Below are 17611 nucleotides of genomic sequence, written 5' to 3'. Positions count from 1 at the left end.
TACCGGACAAGCGGGAGAAATCGATAACAAAAATCGGGGTCAGGTAAAAATCGGGATCGGGGTAAGGGGAAATCCACACCCGAATGCCGGGGCGGGCGCGGAGCGGAGGTCGTGATGGGTCACAAGGAGTTCTTGGCGGAGGCGGTGCGCCTGGCCACGGAGTCGGTGGAGCACGGCTGGGGCGGCCCGTTCGGCGCCGTGATCACCCGGGACGGCGAGATCCTCGCCCGCGGCCAGAACCGCGTCCTGCTGACCGGGGACCCGACCGCACACGCCGAGATAGAGACCATCCACAAGGCGTCCCAGCTCCTCAACCCCGAGGCCCCCACCATCTCGGAGGACCACCAGAACGAGGGCAGCCTGGAATACGTGCCGCGCCCCGAAGGCTCCCCCGACCCCGTTCCGGAGCGGGCCCGGATGCTCCAGGGCTGTTCGATCTACATCAGCGGCGCGCCCTGCCCCATGTGCATGAGCGCCATCTACTGGGCGCGCATCGACAGCGTCTACTTCAGCTGCGACCTGGACGCCACGCGGAAGATCGGCTTCGACGACGCCTTCCAGTACGAGGACTTCCAAAAGCCCCTGGACCAGCGCCGGATCCACATCGAGCAGATCTTCCCGGAGCTGGGCGCGAAGGCGTACGAGGCCTGGGAGGCCAAGCCGGACCGCCACCCGTACTGAACCGCGCCGCGCGACCGCGCAACGGGCGGAGCCCCCGGCAACCGCCGGGGGCTCCGCCCGTCGCGCCGAGGGGTCAGCGCAGGCCGGGACCCCGCACCGGGATGCTGGTGAATGTCGGCTGCTCAGGTTCCCGCGAAGTGAAGAAGTCGTTGCCCTTGTCGTCCACGACGATGAATGCCGGGAAGTCCTCGACCTCGATCTTCCAGACGGCCTCCATGCCCAGCTCCTCGTACTCCAGGACCTCGACCTTCTTGATGCAGTCCTGGGCGAGGCGGGCCGCCGGGCCGCCGATGGAACCCAGGTAGAAGCCGCCGTGCGCGTCGCACGCGTCGGTGACCTGCTTACTGCGGTTGCCCTTGGCGAGCATCACCTTGGAGCCGCCCGCCGCCTGGAACTGCTCGACGTAGGAGTCCATACGGCCGGCCGTGGTCGGGCCGAAGGAGCCGGAGGCGTAGCCCTCGGGAGTCTTGGCCGGACCGGCGTAGTACACCGGGTGGTCCTTGAGGTACTGCGGCATGCCCTCGCCCGCGTCGAGCCGCTCCTTGATCTTCGCGTGCGCGATGTCACGGGCGACGACCAGCGGGCCGGTCAGCGACAGCCGGGTCTTGACCGGGTACTTGGTCAGCTCGGCGAGGATCGAGTCCATCGGCTGGTTGAGGTCGATCTTCACGACGTCACCGGACTCGTCCAGGTGCTCGTCGGTGGTCTCCGGCAGGAACCGCGCCGGGTCCGTCTCCAGCTGCTCCAGGAAGACGCCCTCCGCCGTGATCTTGGCGACCGCCTGGCGGTCCGCGGAGCAGGAGACGGCGATGGCGACCGGGCAGGACGCGCCGTGCCGGGGCAGGCGCACCACGCGCACGTCGTGGCAGAAGTACTTGCCGCCGAACTGCGCGCCGATGCCGATCTTCTGCGTCAGCTCGAAGACCTTCTCCTCCAGCTCCTTGTCCCGGAAGCCGTGGCCGAGCGGGGAGCCCTCGGCGGGCAGGTTGTCCAGGTAGTGCGCCGAGGCGTACTTCGCGGTCTTCAGCGCGTACTCCGCGCTCGTGCCGCCGACCACGATCGCCAGGTGGTACGGCGGACAGGCGGCCGTGCCCAGCGAACGGATCTTCTCCTCCAGGAACTTCATCATGGAGGACTCGTTCAGGACGGCCTTCGTCTCCTGGTACAGGAAGGACTTGTTGGCGCTGCCGCCGCCCTTGGCCATGAACAGGAACTTGTAGGCGCCGCCGTCGGTGGCGTACAGCTCGATCTGGGCGGGGAGGTTCGAACCGGTGTTCTTCTCCTCCCACATCGTCAGCGGGGCCATCTGCGAGTAGCGCAGGTTCAGCCTGGTGTACGCGTCGTAGATGCCGCGCGAGAGGGCCTTCTCGTCCTCGCCCTCGGTGAGGACGTTCTGCCCGCGCTTGCCCATGACGATCGCCGTGCCGGTGTCCTGGCACATCGGCAGCACGCCGGCCGCCGCGATGTTGGCGTTCTTCAGCAGGTCCAGGGCGACGAACTTGTCGTTCGCGCTGGCCTCCGGGTCGTCGATGATGCGGCGCAGCTGCGCGAGGTGGGCCGGGCGCAGGTAGTGCTGGATGTCGTGGATCGCCTCCTCGGCGAGCTTGCGCAGCGCCTCCGGCTCGACCTTGAGGAACGTACGCCCGTCGGGCCCCTCGGCGGTGGAGACGCCCTCGGACGTCACCAGCCGGTACGGAGTGGTGTCCTCACCCTGGGGGAGCAGATCGGTGTACGCGAACTCAGGCATCTCAGCCCATTCCTCACTCTACGGACGGCTGCCCGCCGACGCTGGCGGGCACCGACCAGCGTAGAACCTGCCGCCGACGGCGGGTCTGTGAGGTCCCGCTCAGTTCCCGCCGGTTCCCTTGCCGAAGAGGTGTCGCGATCTATCGTGTTTGGGTAGGCTGCTGCCGTGGACCTTCAGAAGCAGACCGCGCCCCCTGCCACGGAGCTGCGCGCCTCGGACGCCGACCGTGACCGCATCGCCGACATGCTGCGCGACGCCCTCGCCGAGGGCCGCCTCACGGCCGACGAGCACGCCGAGCGCGTCGAGGGGGTGCTGAACGCCAAGACCGTCGGCGAACTGGAGGTCTTCATCCAGGACCTGCCCGCCGCCCACCGGAACCGCACCTCCGCCGCGTACCCCCCGAAGCGCCCTGCCGACGGCGAGATACTCCCGCAGGCCGACGAGAACGTGGTGGCGGTGTTCAGCGCGGCCACCCGCAAGGGCCGCTGGCGCGCCGGGCGGCGGCTGCACGCGTACTCGGTCTTCGGCAGCGTCGAGATCGATCTCAGCGAGGCCACCTTCGAGTACCAGCAGGTCGTCATCAAGGCCGTCTCCGTCTTCGGCGACGTCCAGATCCGCGTCCCGGAGAACGTGTCGCTGCGCGGCACCGGCGGCGGCGTCCTCGGCAACTTCGAGGTGGACACGCTGGACGCGGCCGACCCCGACGCGCCCGTCGTCTACGTCGACGGCTGGGCCGTCTTCGGCAATGTGGAGGCGCGGCCCAAGCGCGGCAAGCTCGTCGCGGACATCCTCGACCGGGTGCAGCGCAAGGTCGACAGACATGTGCGCAAGCACCTGTGAGCAAACGGCCGGTTCACCACTGAGTGCATAGGCCCGCGCACAGCGGGTAGGCCTTGCTGCATCGTCTCTCGCTCGCGAAGCCGTCGTCAGGAGTAGACCGTGCTGCAACCGCCGCATTCGTCCCTGCAGGTCGCTGCCGTACCGGCCCAGCGGGGACCGGTGCGAGACAGGGACCAAGACGCACCGTGGCACACCGAGGCGGTGTGCAGGCGCGACGAGGCCGGCCTGTTCTTCGCACCCTCGAAAGAACCCACGGCCGCGCGGCTGTCCCGCGAGGAGGCGGCCAAGCGGGTCTGCGCCCGCTGTCCCGTGATGGTGGAGTGCCGCGAGCACGCACTGCTGCAGCCCGAGCCGTACGGCGTCTGGGGCGGCCTGACCGCCGCCGAGCGCCGCGTGGTCCTGGCCCGCCGCAGGCGCCGCGACCTGGAACTGGACAAGGTGGCCCGCGCGACGGGCCGCATAGCGGCAGCCGGCTAGCGGGGCGGCGGTCCCGCGGGGGAGGCGGGGGACCGGGGCCCGTCGGGCGTACGGCTTCGGGGTATCGGGCTTGAGGGGCGGCCGGTTTCCAGGACGGCGGCCCGGATCCGGGTCAGGGCTGCCGCCGGTCGGCGGTGCGGCAGGCCGACCGTGCGGTTGTCTTCGGTACGGCGAACGGGGCGCCCCCTCCGCACCGGGGGCGCCCCGTCGTCGTGCCGGGCGCAGGTCGTCGGCTCGGCAGGCCGGTCGTCCGGCAGGCCGAGCCGGTCCGCTACTTCGCGCGGTCGAAGTCGATCGCGCTGTACGCGCGCAGCTTGCTCAGCCGGTGCTCGGAGTCGATCCGGCGGACCGTGCCGGACTTGGAGCGCATGACGATCGAGTCGGTCGTCGCCGTCTCCGAGCGGTAGCGCACCCCGCGCAGCAGCTCGCCGTCGGTGATGCCGGTGGCGACGAAGAACACGTTCTCGCCCGTGACCAGGTCCTCGGTGGTCAGCACGCGGTCGAGGTCGTGCCCGGCGTCGATCGCCCGCTGCCGCTCCTCGTCGTCCTTGGGCCACAGCTTGCCCTGGATCGTGCCGCCCAGGCACTTCACGGCACAGGCCGAGATGATGCCCTCGGGCGTGCCGCCGATGCCGAGCAGCAGGTCGATGCCGGTGCCGTCGCGCAGCGCCAGGATGGAGCCGGCCACGTCACCGTCGGAGATCAGCTTGATCCGGGCGCCGGTCTCCCGGATCTCCTTGATGATGCCCTCGTGGCGCGGCCGGTCGAGGACGACCACGGTCACGTCCTCGGGCGTGGCCCGCTTGGCCTTGGCGACCCGCTTGATGTTCACCGACACCGGCGCGTTGATGTCGACGAAGTCGGCGGCGTCCGGCCCGGTGACCAGCTTGTCCATATAGAACACGGCGGACGGGTCGAACATGGCACCGCGCTCGGTGGCGGCCAGCACGGCGATGGCGTTGGGCATGCCCTTGGCGGTCAGGGTCGTGCCGTCGATCGGGTCGACGGCGATGTCGACCTCCGGACCGGTCCCGTCGCCCACGCGCTCCCCGTTGAAGAGCATCGGGGCCTCGTCCTTCTCCCCCTCGCCGATGACGACGACGCCGTTCATCGAGACGGTGGAGACGAGGGTCCGCATGGCGCGGACCGCGGCGCCGTCGGCGCCGTTCTTGTCGCCGCGCCCGACCCAGCGGCCCGCGGCCATCGCGGCGGCTTCGGTCACCCGGACGAGTTCGAGGGCGAGGTTGCGGTCGGGAGCCTCGGAGGGGACATCGAGCTCGGACGGCAAGTGATGATGCTCGGTCATCGGAGCGCACCTTTCTGATACGACGACGGCCGGATGAGGGTTCTGGCCATGACTCTATCGCCGGGCGGACAGAATGAGCAGGGGACCCCACGGATGAGCGGATCGGACACCTGCGACGATAGGGGGCGTGGCAGGTTCGAACGGCAAGCAGAAGACAGTCCGGGGCACGATCCTCTCCCTGATCGTGATCATGGCGACGGCCGGCGTCGTCTACCTCTTCGTCCCGCACGACGATCACGCTCCCGACATCAAGCGGGTCGACTACCGCGTCGAACTGCTCACGGCGCGCCGCGCCGCCTCCTACCCCGTGGCCGCCCCCGAGGGCCTGCCGGACACGTGGAAGGCCACCTCGGTCCGCTACCAGGCCGACCAGGGAGACCGCTGGCACCTGGGCTTCCAGGACCCCGACGGCCAGTACGTGGCCATCGAGCAGTCCACGCAGAAGCGCAAGGACTTCATCGACGACGCCAGCCAGGGTTCCCGCGCGACCAAGGTCACGCAGAACATCGGCGGCCGCACCTGGACCCGGTACAGCGGCGGCCGTTACGACGCCCTCGTGTCGGAGGGTGCCAAGGGCGACACGACGGTGGTGGCGGGTACGGCCTCCTTCGCCCAGCTGACGAAGATGGCGCAGGCACTGCAGACGTCCTGAGCGGCCGGCCCGACGCGGGCCGCCGCCCCGGCCTCCCGGGGCTCGTCGGCCTTGCGGTCTACGTCGACCCCTCGGTCTACGTCGGCTCTCGGTCTGCCTCCGCCCCGTTGTCCTGCGTCAGCCCCCTCGTCCCCCTCGTCCTGCCTCGGGCGGCCCCTCCTCCTGCGCCGGGGTCCTTCGGCGTTGGTCCGGCTGGGGGGTGCAGACTGCCGCCTGCCGCCTGCCGCCTGCCGTCCGCCGACCGTCGGCAGCCCGGCCCCAGCAGCGGTCCTCGTGCCCGCCGGGCGCCCGCCCCGCCCCCGTTCGCGGGCCCGCCGCCCTCGGCGGCCCGTCACCGTGTTCCTGCGGCCGACGCACGCGGCCGCCGCCACTGCGCGCCTGCGGCCGTCACTTGTCGTGACCCTTCACAGTGCGCCCCCGCGGCCTGCCACCGAGCCCGCGCGGCCTGCCACCGCACCCGTGCAGGTGTCACCGAGCCCGTGCGTGTGTCACCGGGCCCGCGCGGCCTGTCACCGAGCCCGTGCGTGTGTCACCGAGCCGCGTGGTCTGTCACCGCGCCCGTGGCGACCTGTCCACGCGTAGCGACCCCTACCGCACGCCCGCGCGGCACCTCACGCCGCGCGCCCCCTCACCGCTCGTCCCCCTCCTCGTCCTCGTCGTGCGCGGCCTCCTCCGCCAGTGCGGCGTCCAGCCGGGCGCGGGCGCCCTCCAGCCACCGCCGGCAGACCTTGGCCAGTTCCTCGCCCCGCTCCCACAGCGCGAGGGACTCCTCGAGGCTCGTCCCGCCCGCCTCCAGGCGCCGGACGACGTCGATCAGCTCGTCCCGCGCCTGCTCGTAGCCCAGCGTCTCGTCGGCCGCCGGTGTCCTGCTCGTCATTGACTCTTCCCTGTGTCGACCCGAACCGTGAACTCGCCCTCGGCGACCCGCGCCCGCAGCGTCTCCTGCTCCGTCACCTCGCCGGGATCGCGGACCACATGCCCGTCGGCCCGTTGCAGCACGGCGTACCCGCGCCGCAGCGTCGCGGCGGGGGAGAGGGCCACCACGCGCGCGTGGGTGTGCCCCAGCTCGGAGTCGGCGCGGTCCAGCAGGTGCCGCAGGGTGCGCCGGCTCCGGTCCAGAAGCGCGGCCACGTGGTCGGCCCGCTCGTCGAGCATCCGGTGCGGATCCTGCATGACGGGCCGGGAGAGCGCGTGGGCGAGGCCGCGCTCCTCCCGTTCGACGTGCGCCTGTACGCACCTGCGCGCGCGGTCGCGCAGCTGCCGTACCCGCTCGGCCTCCTCGCCGACGTCCGGCACGACCTTCTTGGCCGCGTCGGTGGGCGTGGAGGCGCGCAGGTCGGCGACGTAGTCCAGCAGCGGCGTGTCCGGTTCGTGGCCGATCGCCGAGACGACCGGCGTCCGGCACGCGGCGACCGCGCGGACGAGCTGCTCGTCGGAGAACGGCAGCAGGTCCTCCACGCTGCCGCCGCCGCGCGCCACGACGATCACGTCCACGGCGTCGAGCGCGTCGAGTTCCTTGACGGCCTGCACGACCTGCGGGACGGCGTGCACACCCTGCACGGGCACGTTGCGCACCTCGAAGCGGACGGCGGGCCAGCGGTGCCGGGCGTTCTCCAGGACGTCCCGCTCGGCGGCGGAGGCCCGGCCGCACACCAGGCCGATCAGCTGCGGCAGGAAGGGCAGGGGCTTCTTGCGGTCCGGCGCGAAGAGCCCCTCCGCCGCGAGGGTCTTCTTCAGCTGCTCCAGGCGGGCCAGCAGCTCACCGACGCCCACCGGTCTCATCTCGGCCGCCCGCAGCGACAGCTGGCCGCGCGGGGCGTACCACTCGGGCTTGGCGCGCACGACGACCCGGGCGCCCTCCCCGACGACGTCCGCGACGGCGTCGAACACCTCGCGGTAGCACGTCACGCCGACGGAGATGTTGTACGACGGGTCGCGCAGCGTCAGGAACACCACCCCCGCGCCCGGCCGCCGCGACAGCTGCGTGATCTGCCCCTCGACCCAGACCGCGCCGAGCCGGTCGATCCAGCCGCCGATGAGCCGGGAGACCTCGCCGACGGGAAGCGGGGCTTCGGGGGACGTGGAGACAGCCATGCCCGCGAGCGTAACGGTCACCACCGACAACGCGGGCGCCCGGCGACGACGCGGGCCCGGCCGACAGTGAGGGCACCGCAGGAGTGCTCCCGGGGCTCCATGCCCCCTCGGGATCTTCGACGCGCCGTGGACGGCCTTACGATGGGGCCCATGACTGCTACGTCTGGCCGCCGTGTCCTGCTCGCCGCCCCCCGGGGCTACTGCGCGGGCGTGGACCGCGCCGTGATCGCCGTCGAGAAGGCCCTGGAGCAGTACGGGGCCCCGGTGTACGTCCGGCACGAGATCGTCCACAACAAGTACGTCGTACAGACCCTGGAGAAGAAGGGCGCCGTCTTCGTCGAGCGGACGGAGGAAGTGCCGCCGGGCAACATCGTGATGTTCTCGGCGCACGGTGTCGCGCCCGTCGTGCACGAGGAGGCCGCTCGGGGCCGCCTCGCCACCATCGACGCCACCTGCCCCCTGGTCACCAAGGTCCACAAGGAAGCCGTCCGCTTCGCCAAGGAGGACTACGACATCCTCCTGATCGGGCACGAGGGCCACGAGGAGGTCATCGGCACCTCCGGTGAGGCTCCCGACCACATCCAGCTCGTCGACGGCCCCGGGGACGTGGCGAACGTCGAGGTGCGCGACCCGTCGCGGGTGGTCTGGCTCTCCCAGACGACCCTGTCGGTCGACGAGACCATGGAGACGGTCGACGCGCTGCAGGAGAAGTTCCCGCAGCTGATCTCGCCGCCCAGCGACGACATCTGCTACGCCACGCAGAACCGCCAGCTCGCCGTCAAGCAGATGGGCGCCGAGGCGGACCTGGTCATCGTGGTCGGCTCCCGCAACTCCTCCAACTCCAAGCGGCTGGTGGAGGTCGCGAAGCTCGCGGGCGCGGACCGGGCCCACCTGGTCGACTTCGCCGACGAGATCAACGAGGCCTGGCTGGAGGGCGTCACCACGGTCGGCGTGACCTCGGGCGCCTCCGTGCCGGAGGTCCTGGTCGAGCAGGTGCTCGAATGGCTCGGGCAGCGCGGCTTCGGGGACGTGGAGATCGTCAAGGCGGCCGAGGAGTCGATCACCTTCTCGCTGCCCAAGGAGCTGCGCCGCGACCTGCGCGAGGAGGCGGCCGAGCTGGCCGCCGGGCGCGGCGGGTCGGGCACGGCGGAAGGCTGAGCGGGTCCGCGTCCCCGCGCGGGGACACGGCCGGCGTGACTGTCGGTGGCACGCCGTAACGTGGAGCCATGCAGATCTTCGGTGTGGACATCGGCGGGTCGGGGATCAAGGGTGCCCCGGTGGACCTCGACAAGGGCGACCTGGCCCAGGAGCGCCACAAGGTGCTCACCCCGCACCCGGCGACCCCCGACGGCGTGGCCGACGGCGTCCGGGAGGTCGTCGCCCACTTCGGCTGGACCGGACCGGTCGGACTGACCTTCCCCGGCGTGGTCACCGGCGGCGCCACGGTGCGTACGGCGGCCAACGTCGACAAGAGCTGGATCGACACCGACGCGCGCGCGTTGTTCGGCGAGCGGCTGGGCGGCCTGCCGGTGACCGTCGTCAACGACGCGGACGCGGCGGGCGTCGCCGAGATGCACTTCGGCGCGGGCCGCGGCCGCGGCGGCACCGTCGTGCTGCTCACCTTCGGCACCGGCATCGGCAGCGCGGTCTTCGTCGACGGCGTCCTCGTCCCCAACACCGAGCTGGGCCACCTGGAGCTGGACGGCCACGAGGCGGAGAAGCGGGCCTCCAGCAAGGCCAAGGACGACGGTGACCTGTCCTGGGAGCAGTGGGGCCACCGCGTCCGCAAGTACCTCGCCCACGTGGAGATGCTCTTCTCCCCGGAGCTGTTCATCATCGGCGGCGGGGTCAGCCGCAAGGCCCACAAGTTCCTGCCCTACCTGGAGGGCGTCCGGGCGGAGATCGTCCCGGCCCGGCTCCAGAACAACGCGGGCATCGTGGGCGCGGCGATGCGCGCGGCGGAGGGCGGCGCGAGCGAGGCGTGAGCGGGCGGCGGGAGGCCGCTGGGCGTGACGGGGAGGCGGCGCGGCGGGGCGCCGAGAGGCCGCTGCCGGGGGCGCCGGGCTGAGGGGGCCGCACGCTGCCGGGGGCGCCGGGCCGGGGGGGGGCGCACGCTGTGGGGCTGAGAGGGCCGCACGGCCCGGAGGTCACCCGCGCCTGCGGGCCGCCGCCCCCTTCTCCGCTCCTGCCCCTGCCCCTGCCCCCGCACGCTCGCACCCTCGCGCCCCCGCCTGTTCCGCTGCCCGGGCGGGCGCCGACGCGGCCCGCCGCACCAGTGCCGTGACCCCCGCGACCAGCGTCCCGGCGTACAGCCACACCGCCTGGGTGGCGAGCGCGGTCACCAGGCCCATGAGCGTGCCGAGGAGCCCCTCACCGCCGTCGGCCACCGGCAGCAGTCCCACGGCGAACCCGATGGGCACCACCACGGGCGCGCTCAGCAGGTCGCCCCTGCGGATCCACACCGCGGTCAGCACGCACACCGGCAGGAACAGCACCCCGTACACGGCCGGTGAGGCGTCCAGCAGCAGGGCGTCCAGACAGCCGAGGACGAACATCACCCCACCGCAGAACAGGCCGCCCCCGAGCCCCGTCAGCCGGGGGTTGGGCACCTGGCGCAGCCGCTGTATGACAGGGGGCGGGGCGTGATTCCGCGCGGCGGCCGGGGCGCGCCGGGCGGGCACCGGACCCGGACGCCGCGCCGGACGCCGGTCCGCGACGCCGCCCTGCCCGTGCCCCCTTTCCCGGCGGGGCGGCTGCGTACGCCCCTGGGCCGCCTGCGAGGGCAGCGGCGGCCTGCCGCGTCGCGGTCCGTGCTGCTGAGGTCGCGTCCCGTGTTGCTCCACTGGACCAACCTAGGTCTGTTTATGTGTTGAATAGGCCGTTTGACACGCCGCGCGGGTGTGGCGGTCCTGTGGTGGCCGGCCGGCTGGCCAGGCGTTCGAACCGTCGCGAAGACGGGACGCCGCACGCCGTAGACTGGTGGATCGGCCCCCTGGCCCCCAGTCTCCTCACGTACGGGAAGTCGCAACGTGTCGCTCACGATCGGAATCGTCGGTCTGCCGAACGTCGGCAAGTCGACCCTGTTCAACGCCCTGACCAAGAACGACGTGCTCGCGGCCAACTACCCGTTCGCCACGATCGAGCCCAACGTCGGTGTCGTGGGTGTTCCGGACGGTCGCCTCGCCCAGCTCGCCTCGATCTTCAAGTCGGAGCGGATCCTGCCGGCCACGGTCGACTTCGTCGACATCGCCGGCATCGTGCGCGGCGCCAGCGAGGGCGAGGGCCTGGGCAACAAGTTCCTCGCGAACATCCGCGAGTCGGACGCGATCTGCCAGGTCATCCGCGCCTTCAAGGACGAGAACGTCGTGCACGTCGACGGCAAGGTCTCGCCCAAGGACGACATCGAGACGATCAACACCGAGCTGATCCTCGCGGACCTCCAGACGATCGAGAAGGTCCTCCCGCGCCTCCAGAAGGAGTCGCGGATCAAGAAGGACGTGGCGCCGAAGGTCAAGGCCGTCGAGGAGGCCAAGGAGATCCTGGAGAAGGGCGACACCCTCTTCTCCCACGGCATCCTCCAGGGCACCGAACGCGCGGAGCTGCTGCACGACCTCCACCTGCTCACCACCAAGCCCTTCCTCTACGTCTTCAACGTCGACGAGGACGAGCTGACCGACGAGGACTTCAAGAACGAGCAGCGCGCCCTGGTCGCCCCCGCCGAGGCGATCTTCCTCAACGCCAAGCTGGAGGCGGACCTCGCCGAGCTGGACGAGGAGGAGGCCCTGGAACTCCTGGAGTCCGTCGGCCAGCACGAGCCGGGTCTGGCCACCCTCGCCCGCGTCGGCTTCGACACCCTCGGCCTGCAGACCTACCTGACGGCCGGCCCCAAGGAATCCCGCGCCTGGACCATCAAGAAGGGCGCCACCGCCCCCGAGGCCGCCGGCGTCATCCACACCGACTTCCAGAAGGGCTTCATCAAGGCGGAGGTCATCTCCTTCGAAGACCTCGTCGAAACCGGCTCCGTCACCGAGGCCCGGGCCAAGGGCAAGGCCCGCATGGAGGGCAAGGACTACGTGATGCAGGACGGGGACGTGGTGGAGTTCCGGTTCAACGTCTAATACGTTCGGCGAAAGGCCGTCTGACCTGCGCAGGAGCGGGTTGGGCGGCCTTTGCGGTCCACGGAGTGTCCGTGGCGTGCTGGATGGGTCCGGCACGCGGGGGAGCGGCTGCGCCGCTTCGCCGGCCCGCGGCTGGTCATCGGCGGAAGGGTCCGCGTACGCCTTGTCGACGGCGGCGCGGTCCGCTCCTCGGAGTCGGGCCACACGGGGGTGCGGTCGTGGCGCCGACCGGCACGAGGCCCTTGTATCGGGCGGTTGTCTCCTGTACGTCACAGGGCTTGTTGCCGCGATCTTGCGCCGGAAGGGGCGGGCGTGCTCCTTGCCGCCGAGGTCGCGGTAGCGGGCCCACCGATTACCGTCGGGCCGCTTCCGGATGTCGGCGCAGTGGCGTCCCCTTCGTGTTTGTGGTCGGACCGTGGTCCGTGCAGAACTGCCAGTGGGCGATGGGCAGCCGCGGGCGGGCGGGGAAGGGCATGCAGACGCGGCGGGGATCCGAGCGGCGCCGCTATACTCGCGCGTACTTGCATCGGTGACACAAGGGGGGTCCGGCTGTGCGCATCAGTCTGGTCTGTGTTGACGGCTCGGAGGATCTTTCTTCGCTCCAGGACGCTGTCAACCGGCAGGTCGGCAGGCCGGACTTCACGGCCGAGATCATCAAGAGGCCCAGTGCGCCAGGGGACATGGGCCTGCTGGACGAGGGACTCGCGTTCGCCTCTCAGCACCCGAAGGTGATCGAAGAAGCCCTGACCGCCTTCCTCATCTGGCTGGAGGCGCGTCTCGGGCGGACCAGCACCTGGACGGTGTCCAACGGCAGGCGCACCGTGCGGGTGGAGGCGACGAAGCTCGACCGACGCATGCGAGAGTCCATCGCGGAGCTTCTGAAGGACGCTGACGAGGAAGTGACAGACCGACCGGGCAGCTGAGTCCGTCCGGAAGAGGGCCGTTGATGACCAGCCAGCCCAGACCGTTCGACCCGCAGCGATCCCGTGCCGTGCTCATCGGCTGCCACGAGTACTCGCACAGCCCGGGGCTGGACAACCTGCCCTCGGTCCTGCACAGCCTCGACGCCGTAAGCGATCTGCTGCAGAGCTGGGGCCTCCCCAGTCGCAACTGTGTGCGGCTCAGCTCCCAGAACGGGCCGTTGCGACCCGACGACGTCCTCATGGCGCTGGAGAACACGGCGGCGCGTTCTCCGGAGCAGATGGACCTCTTCCTGGTCTACTTCTCAGGACACGGTTACCCCCTCGGCGAGCAAGGGCTCCACCTGGCGCTGAGTCACACGACGTCGGTGGAGACGAAGAGCGGCAGCCTGGCCTTCAGCGACGTCGCCCACACCCTGCAAGCCGCGAAGTTCCCTGCCGACCACGTCATCGTGATCCTCGACTGCTGCCATGCCGGCGCGGCGATCGACCACGTCCGCGCCGAACTGCAGCAGCCCGGGGCGGTGGAGAAGGTCGCCCTGCTGGTCGCCGCCGACAAGGACAAGCTGGCCAGATCGCCGGTGGAGGACGGTCCCAGCTTCTTCACCAACGCGCTGGTCAGGGCCGTCACCGAACTGGCTCCGCCGAAAGATTCCCACCTGAGCCTCGACACTCTCGGTCTCCTGATCAAGAAGCAGGCCGAAGACCACAACAGCAACCTCGGACTCGTCGACTCCGACAAGTACGTACCTGAACCGCTCCTGTCGCCCGGCGGGATCCGGCACATGCCCTGGCTTCCCAACCTGGCGCCGAAGGCCGTGGCCACCGCCACCACCGGACCAGAGCCCGCCCAGGGGTCCCCGGCCGCGGCGCCGAAGGAGGCTGGCGCCAAGCCTGCCCAGCAGGAGTCTCCCGCTCCCACGGGGCTGAAGTGGCCCTGGGACTACCGGCGGACCGGTCGTCCGGTCCTTCCCCGGCCGAAGCAGTTCGCCCTGCTCCAGGACCGTTCCCGGTCCGGTGCCGTGGTGCCGGTGACCGGGGAACCGGGCGTGGGGAAGAAGGTCCTCACGGAGAGCTTTCTGGGCGCACCCGAAGGTGTGCGCACCGCCCTGCCCCAGGACCCTTACGTACTGCGGCTCGACCTTGACCTGATCCGGTACGACAGTCCGGTCCCGGCTCTGCGGTCGCTGCAGCTCGCCCTGGGCGTGACCAGGGACGACACCACCAACCTGGAACTGACCACCGCGCACTTCGCCGACGCCCGTGAGCGCGCGGTGGCGGAACTCGCCCGTCGCGCCGACGGACGGCCGATGGTCCTGTACATCACCCTCCGCGCCACCAGGACCGACCTGCGCAAGGTCTACGAGGACCTGGAACTGCTGCTCGCCTACCCGCTGTTCCGGGATGCACTGGTCCTGCTGGTCGCGGCCCGCAACGCGGGAGGCGTGACCGGCAACGGCCAACTGATACCTGTCGCGGCGGTGCCCGTACCCGGCCTGGAGCGGGGGGAGGCCGCCGAACTCATCCGTCAGCTTCTGGACGAGCACGGCATCACCGGCCCGGATCCGGACGAAGCGCTGCGGCTGGCCGGCGACGACACGATAACCCTTCGTCCGGTGGTGCTGATGCAGGCCGTCGCCGCCCTGGGGGCGCGTATGAGTCTCCTCAACGAGCAGCCGGACAGCGCCGGCCTCGGCAAGGAGATCAGGCGGGCGACCCACTACGTGATCGAGCCGGTGCTGATCGAATCCGGCTGCCGGCTCCGGGAGGGGTCCGAGCCAGGCGCTCTCGCCATTCTGCTGGCCTGGGTCCAGCTGGGCGCTCCCCCACTTGTGGTGGACGAACTGCCGATCGCGCTGAAGCCCCTCCAGGGGGTCGTGGACTGGCTGCGGACATCCGGAGTCCTGGTGGACACTGTCCCCGGCGGTAGCCCGCTGGAGGTGACGGTCGGCTCGGTGGCCCAGGACGCGCTCCGGGAAATCCGCAGACGGCTCCAGTTCTCCCCCCACGACCGGTACGGGGAGAACCGGGTCCCCGACGTGCTTCTCGGCGCTGTGCAGGTCGACGAGGCGGAGGTCGACCAGCTCATCGGCAAGGCGTCTGCGGATCTGCTCGCCCACATGCATCAGTTCGGCGCGCGGCAGAGCCCGGAACTGGCCGGCCCCCCCGCGGACCACAGCCGGCGAGCAGCTGACGAGTTCCAGACGGTGGGCGTCCTGGAACGTGCCCTCAACGAACTGGACGAACTGGAGTTCCCGGGCCTTTCGCGGTCACGCCTCGCGGAATGGTCCGAGACGCGGTCCATCCTCATCACCCACCTGCTGGCGCAGTCCGTCGACACCCCTTTCCTTCCGGTCGACCTGAAGGAGACCCAGGCCGGTCTGGGCCGACTGCGGAGCAAGTCGCCGATCCGTACCCGGGGCGCGTTGCCTGCCGTCCAGCTCGGCATCGCACAGCTCAACGTGCTCTCGCGCCTGCCCGCCCACACGCCGGGGATGCGCGAGAACCTGTCGGAGGCCCTGCTTCATCTCGAGGAAGAGCTCCGCCGGACGCAGGGCATCGACCACACCGAGATCAACACGCTGGACCGCCTCACTCTGCTCTGCGCGCGGCAACTGGACGCCGTTGAGGAGGTCTGCGAGTTCCGGACCTACGTGCTGGACCGACTCGCCGACGACTTCAGCCTCGACTTCCGAGCGGGGCACGTGAGCAGGGTCCTCGCCCTGGCCGGCTGGGGTCTGCAGACGGTTCAGCTCACCGACGACCACGACGTCCTGCGGCGGATCGCTCGGTCGGTGGCGCTGCTGATCGACAGTATCGACGACTCGATCAAGGCGTCGCCGAGTGACGGGCTCGCGCGTCTGTGCCATCAGTTGCATCTGCTCGAGGCGCGCGTCGGTGACGCCCCGGAGAGGAAGGCCTGGCACCTGGTCGAAGCCATCCGGATCATGACGGAGTCCGCCCAAGTGGGCATGGGGCAGCAGTTCGAGGAGACGCTGGAAGCCGTCATCGGCCAGAAGACGGCCGCGGCGACACTCGGATGCCTGATGAAACACCTCCTGACCTATGACCCGCACGGCCCCGCGGAGGGCCTGGTCCCGGTCACCCGCTGGCGGGCGGCCAGCCAGGTGATGAACTCCCTCATCTCGGCACGTTCCTCGTTGCTCCGGAGGGATTGGCTGGAGGTGCTGGGAGACATCGAGGCGTCCGGCTCGCTGGTTCCGGGGTCGGACAGGGACGAGTGGATCTTCAGGGCGCTCCTCCTCACAGCCGGTGTCCTCGACAAGGAGTCCCTGGGTATGCACCGGGAGGTGCTGAGGGACTTGCGTGAGGTGAAGGCCGGCCTGGACCGGTCGCTGGACGCCGACCCGGACTGGATGGTGCTGCGCAGCTGGCTCACAGTGACCACCATGCTGTCCCAGCGGGTCTGGTCCGAGTCGCTGCGGGACGCCGCGGGCCCCGCGTTCAGGAGGTGGACGGCCGCGGTCGGGCGGGCCGCCGACAAGAGGGAGCCCGGCACTTGGTCCGTTCTCGTGGGCCAGGAACTGCTCGCCGAGACGGACTCCCCGCTCGTCCTGCCGTGGTCGTGCCCTCTGGCTTCGGTGCCGGAGCCTGAGCTCGAGCAGAAGTTGCGTGCTGTTCACGCGGCCCGTCAGGCCAGGGTGCGGTCGTTCGCCGAGAGTTATGGGGAGTCCAACACCTGGTTCAGGGCGCACCACTCCCTGGAACGCCGCTTCCTGCACGAGCTGGCTGCGATCTCCGGGAGAGAGATCCCGAACGGGGCGTTCCGCCAAATCTACTCCGTGACCGAAGGACGGCAGCCACCACCGCAGTACGAGTTCCTGACGATCAAGGCCAAGGACGACATGGCCGCATGGAACTTCGCCGACGCCGCCCGGAGGACGGATCCCAGGCGCAAGGTCATGCCTGAGTACAAGAGGCGGGAATTGATTCTGCTGCGCGCGGACGCCCTGCTCCGGGCAGGACTGTGGAGGACCGGCCCCGGACCGCAGCGGAGCCGCCTCCTGGAGACCGCGCACCGGGAGCTCGCGGAGTCTGCGAAGTCTGCGCCGGGACACTGGGGCGAGGTGCTGCGCCTCCGTGCGGCGTGCGCGTTCAGCCCGTCACCGGATCCCTCACTGACGGGGATCCCCGCTGAGCTGGACAGCCTGCTCACCTCGGCGGAACAGGCCGGCTTCTTGCAGCTCGCGGCAGCGCTGACGGATCTGGGTCAGGCCACCACGGAAAGCGAACGCAGCGCCTGCACCGCTGCCTTGACCGACCTCGGCGCCACGGTTGAGACGGTGCGACAACTGGCCCTCTTCCATCTGGAGCAGGCGGAACGGCTGTGCGGCTTTGTTCCCCTTCCGTGGAAACCCCGGGAACCGGGGGATTCCTGGCTCACCTTTCCGGCCACAGCGGAGAGCAAAGAGCTCGTGAGGAACCGCCTCGTGCGGGCATGGGCCTGCCTCAACGCGGCGGTATGGCTCGACCCGGGTGACTGGGAGAGCCGGGTCGCTCTCGCGCTGGCCCAGGGCCGTGTCCTGGCGCTCGCCCACCTGGTGTGGGGAGAGTACGCCGCCCAAGCACTCAAGTTGGACCAGGGGTATACCGGCTCCTGCGCCGACCTGGGGCGCACGCTGCTGGGCTTCGTGGCCGACCACACAGTGAACGACGGGCGGCTCAGCGTGAAGAGGCTGCGCAGCACCTTCGGCTAAGGCCTGTCCGGCGGATCTTCGAACCGCTTCGTGTCTCGGCCCGCAGGTCACTAACATC

General features: G+C 70.6%; 14 protein-coding genes. 9 read left to right on the top strand and 5 right to left on the bottom strand.

Annotation, left to right across the window (positions count from 1 at the left end):
• The first annotated feature begins 114 nt into the window (after positions 1–114).
• Positions 115–681 (top strand): nucleoside deaminase, encoded by a 567-nt coding sequence (locus tag AC6I72_RS11460; RefSeq protein WP_498000688.1) that lies wholly within the window; start codon positions 115–117, stop codon positions 679–681.
• Positions 682–754: 73 nt separating this feature from the next.
• Here the strand turns inward: AC6I72_RS11460 and AC6I72_RS11455 are convergent, their stop codons facing one another.
• Positions 755–2428, bottom strand: a complete 1674-nt coding sequence (locus AC6I72_RS11455; RefSeq protein ID WP_498000687.1) for a fumarate hydratase — start codon at positions 2426–2428, stop codon at positions 755–757.
• Positions 2429–2593: 165 nt separating this feature from the next.
• Between AC6I72_RS11455 and AC6I72_RS11450 the strand changes: the two genes are divergently transcribed.
• Complete coding sequence (locus AC6I72_RS11450; protein ID WP_498000686.1) at positions 2594–3268, top strand: DUF1707 SHOCT-like domain-containing protein; 675 nt, start codon at positions 2594–2596, stop codon at positions 3266–3268.
• A gap of 99 nt (positions 3269–3367) precedes the next feature.
• Complete coding sequence (locus AC6I72_RS11445; protein WP_498000685.1) at positions 3368–3745, top strand: WhiB family transcriptional regulator; 378 nt, start codon at positions 3368–3370, stop codon at positions 3743–3745.
• Positions 3746–4016: 271 nt separating this feature from the next.
• Here AC6I72_RS11445 and glpX read toward each other — a convergent pair whose 3' ends face one another.
• Entirely contained in the window at positions 4017–5051 is a 1035-nt protein-coding gene (gene glpX, locus AC6I72_RS11440) for a class II fructose-bisphosphatase (protein ID WP_498000684.1), read from the bottom strand.
• A 127-nt stretch (positions 5052–5178) separates the two neighbouring features.
• On the opposite strand from glpX, the gene AC6I72_RS11435 reads away from it, so the two are divergent.
• Positions 5179–5703 carry a DUF4245 domain-containing protein gene (locus tag AC6I72_RS11435; protein WP_498000683.1) on the top strand — a complete coding sequence of 175 codons (525 nt, stop codon included), beginning with the start codon at positions 5179–5181 and terminating at the stop codon, positions 5701–5703.
• 628 nt (positions 5704–6331) lie between these two features.
• Here the strand turns inward: AC6I72_RS11435 and AC6I72_RS11430 are convergent.
• Entirely contained in the window at positions 6332–6580 is a 249-nt protein-coding gene (locus AC6I72_RS11430) for an exodeoxyribonuclease VII small subunit (protein WP_498000682.1), read from the bottom strand.
• The gene (gene xseA / locus AC6I72_RS11425; RefSeq protein ID WP_498000681.1) at positions 6577–7797 is read right to left on the bottom strand and encodes an exodeoxyribonuclease VII large subunit; all 1221 of its coding nucleotides are present in this window, start codon (positions 7795–7797) and stop codon (positions 6577–6579) included. Before xseA ends, AC6I72_RS11430 begins: the two co-directional genes overlap by 4 nt.
• Positions 7798–7938: 141 nt before the next feature.
• Between xseA and AC6I72_RS11420 the strand changes: the two genes are divergently transcribed.
• Together AC6I72_RS11420 and ppgK are read left to right on the top strand one after the other, a co-directional pair.
• Positions 7939–8955, top strand: coding sequence for a 4-hydroxy-3-methylbut-2-enyl diphosphate reductase (locus tag AC6I72_RS11420; protein ID WP_498000680.1), 1017 nt, complete (start codon positions 7939–7941; stop codon positions 8953–8955).
• 68 nt (positions 8956–9023) lie between these two features.
• Complete coding sequence (ppgK, locus tag AC6I72_RS11415; protein ID WP_498000679.1) at positions 9024–9782, top strand: polyphosphate--glucose phosphotransferase; 759 nt, start codon at positions 9024–9026, stop codon at positions 9780–9782.
• A gap of 162 nt (positions 9783–9944) precedes the next feature.
• Here ppgK and AC6I72_RS11410 read toward each other — a convergent pair whose 3' ends face one another.
• On the bottom strand, positions 9945–10406 hold the full coding sequence (locus tag AC6I72_RS11410; protein ID WP_498000678.1) for a DUF6542 domain-containing protein: 462 nt from the start codon (positions 10404–10406) through the stop codon (positions 9945–9947).
• A 420-nt stretch (positions 10407–10826) separates the two neighbouring features.
• On the opposite strand from AC6I72_RS11410, the gene ychF reads away from it, so the two are divergent.
• From ychF to AC6I72_RS11395, 3 genes are all read left to right on the top strand, one after another.
• Positions 10827–11915: a redox-regulated ATPase YchF gene (ychF, locus tag AC6I72_RS11405; RefSeq protein WP_498000677.1), complete on the top strand. Its 1089-nt coding sequence runs from the start codon at positions 10827–10829 to the stop codon at positions 11913–11915.
• A gap of 551 nt (positions 11916–12466) precedes the next feature.
• On the top strand, positions 12467–12838 hold the full coding sequence (locus AC6I72_RS11400; RefSeq protein ID WP_366729064.1) for an effector-associated constant component EACC1: 372 nt from the start codon (positions 12467–12469) through the stop codon (positions 12836–12838).
• A gap of 23 nt (positions 12839–12861) precedes the next feature.
• Positions 12862–17553 (top strand): caspase family protein, encoded by a 4692-nt coding sequence (locus tag AC6I72_RS11395; protein ID WP_498000676.1) that lies wholly within the window; start codon positions 12862–12864, stop codon positions 17551–17553.
• The last annotated feature ends 58 nt before the right edge of the window (positions 17554–17611 follow it).

It is taken from the genome of Streptomyces sp. Xyl84 (genome assembly GCF_059731885.1).
The sequence above is the reverse complement of the archived record's forward strand: the minus strand, read 5'-3'. Positions and strand labels throughout refer to the sequence as shown.

Coding starts and splice junctions, on each gene's coding strand:
- AC6I72_RS11460 (WP_498000688.1), top strand. CDS start 115: ATGGGTCACAAGGAGTTCTTGGCGGAGGCGGTGCGCCTGGCCACGGAG.
- AC6I72_RS11455 (WP_498000687.1), bottom strand. CDS start 2,428: ATGCCTGAGTTCGCGTACACCGATCTGCTCCCCCAGGGTGAGGACACC.
- glpX (WP_498000684.1), bottom strand. CDS start 5,051: ATGACCGAGCATCATCACTTGCCGTCCGAGCTCGATGTCCCCTCCGAG.
- AC6I72_RS11430 (WP_498000682.1), bottom strand. CDS start 6,580: ATGACGAGCAGGACACCGGCGGCCGACGAGACGCTGGGCTACGAGCAG.
- xseA (WP_498000681.1), bottom strand. CDS start 7,797: ATGGCTGTCTCCACGTCCCCCGAAGCCCCGCTTCCCGTCGGCGAGGTC.
- AC6I72_RS11420 (WP_498000680.1), top strand. CDS start 7,939: ATGGGGCCCATGACTGCTACGTCTGGCCGCCGTGTCCTGCTCGCCGCC.
- ppgK (WP_498000679.1), top strand. CDS start 9,024: ATGCAGATCTTCGGTGTGGACATCGGCGGGTCGGGGATCAAGGGTGCC.
- AC6I72_RS11395 (WP_498000676.1), top strand. CDS start 12,862: ATGACCAGCCAGCCCAGACCGTTCGACCCGCAGCGATCCCGTGCCGTG.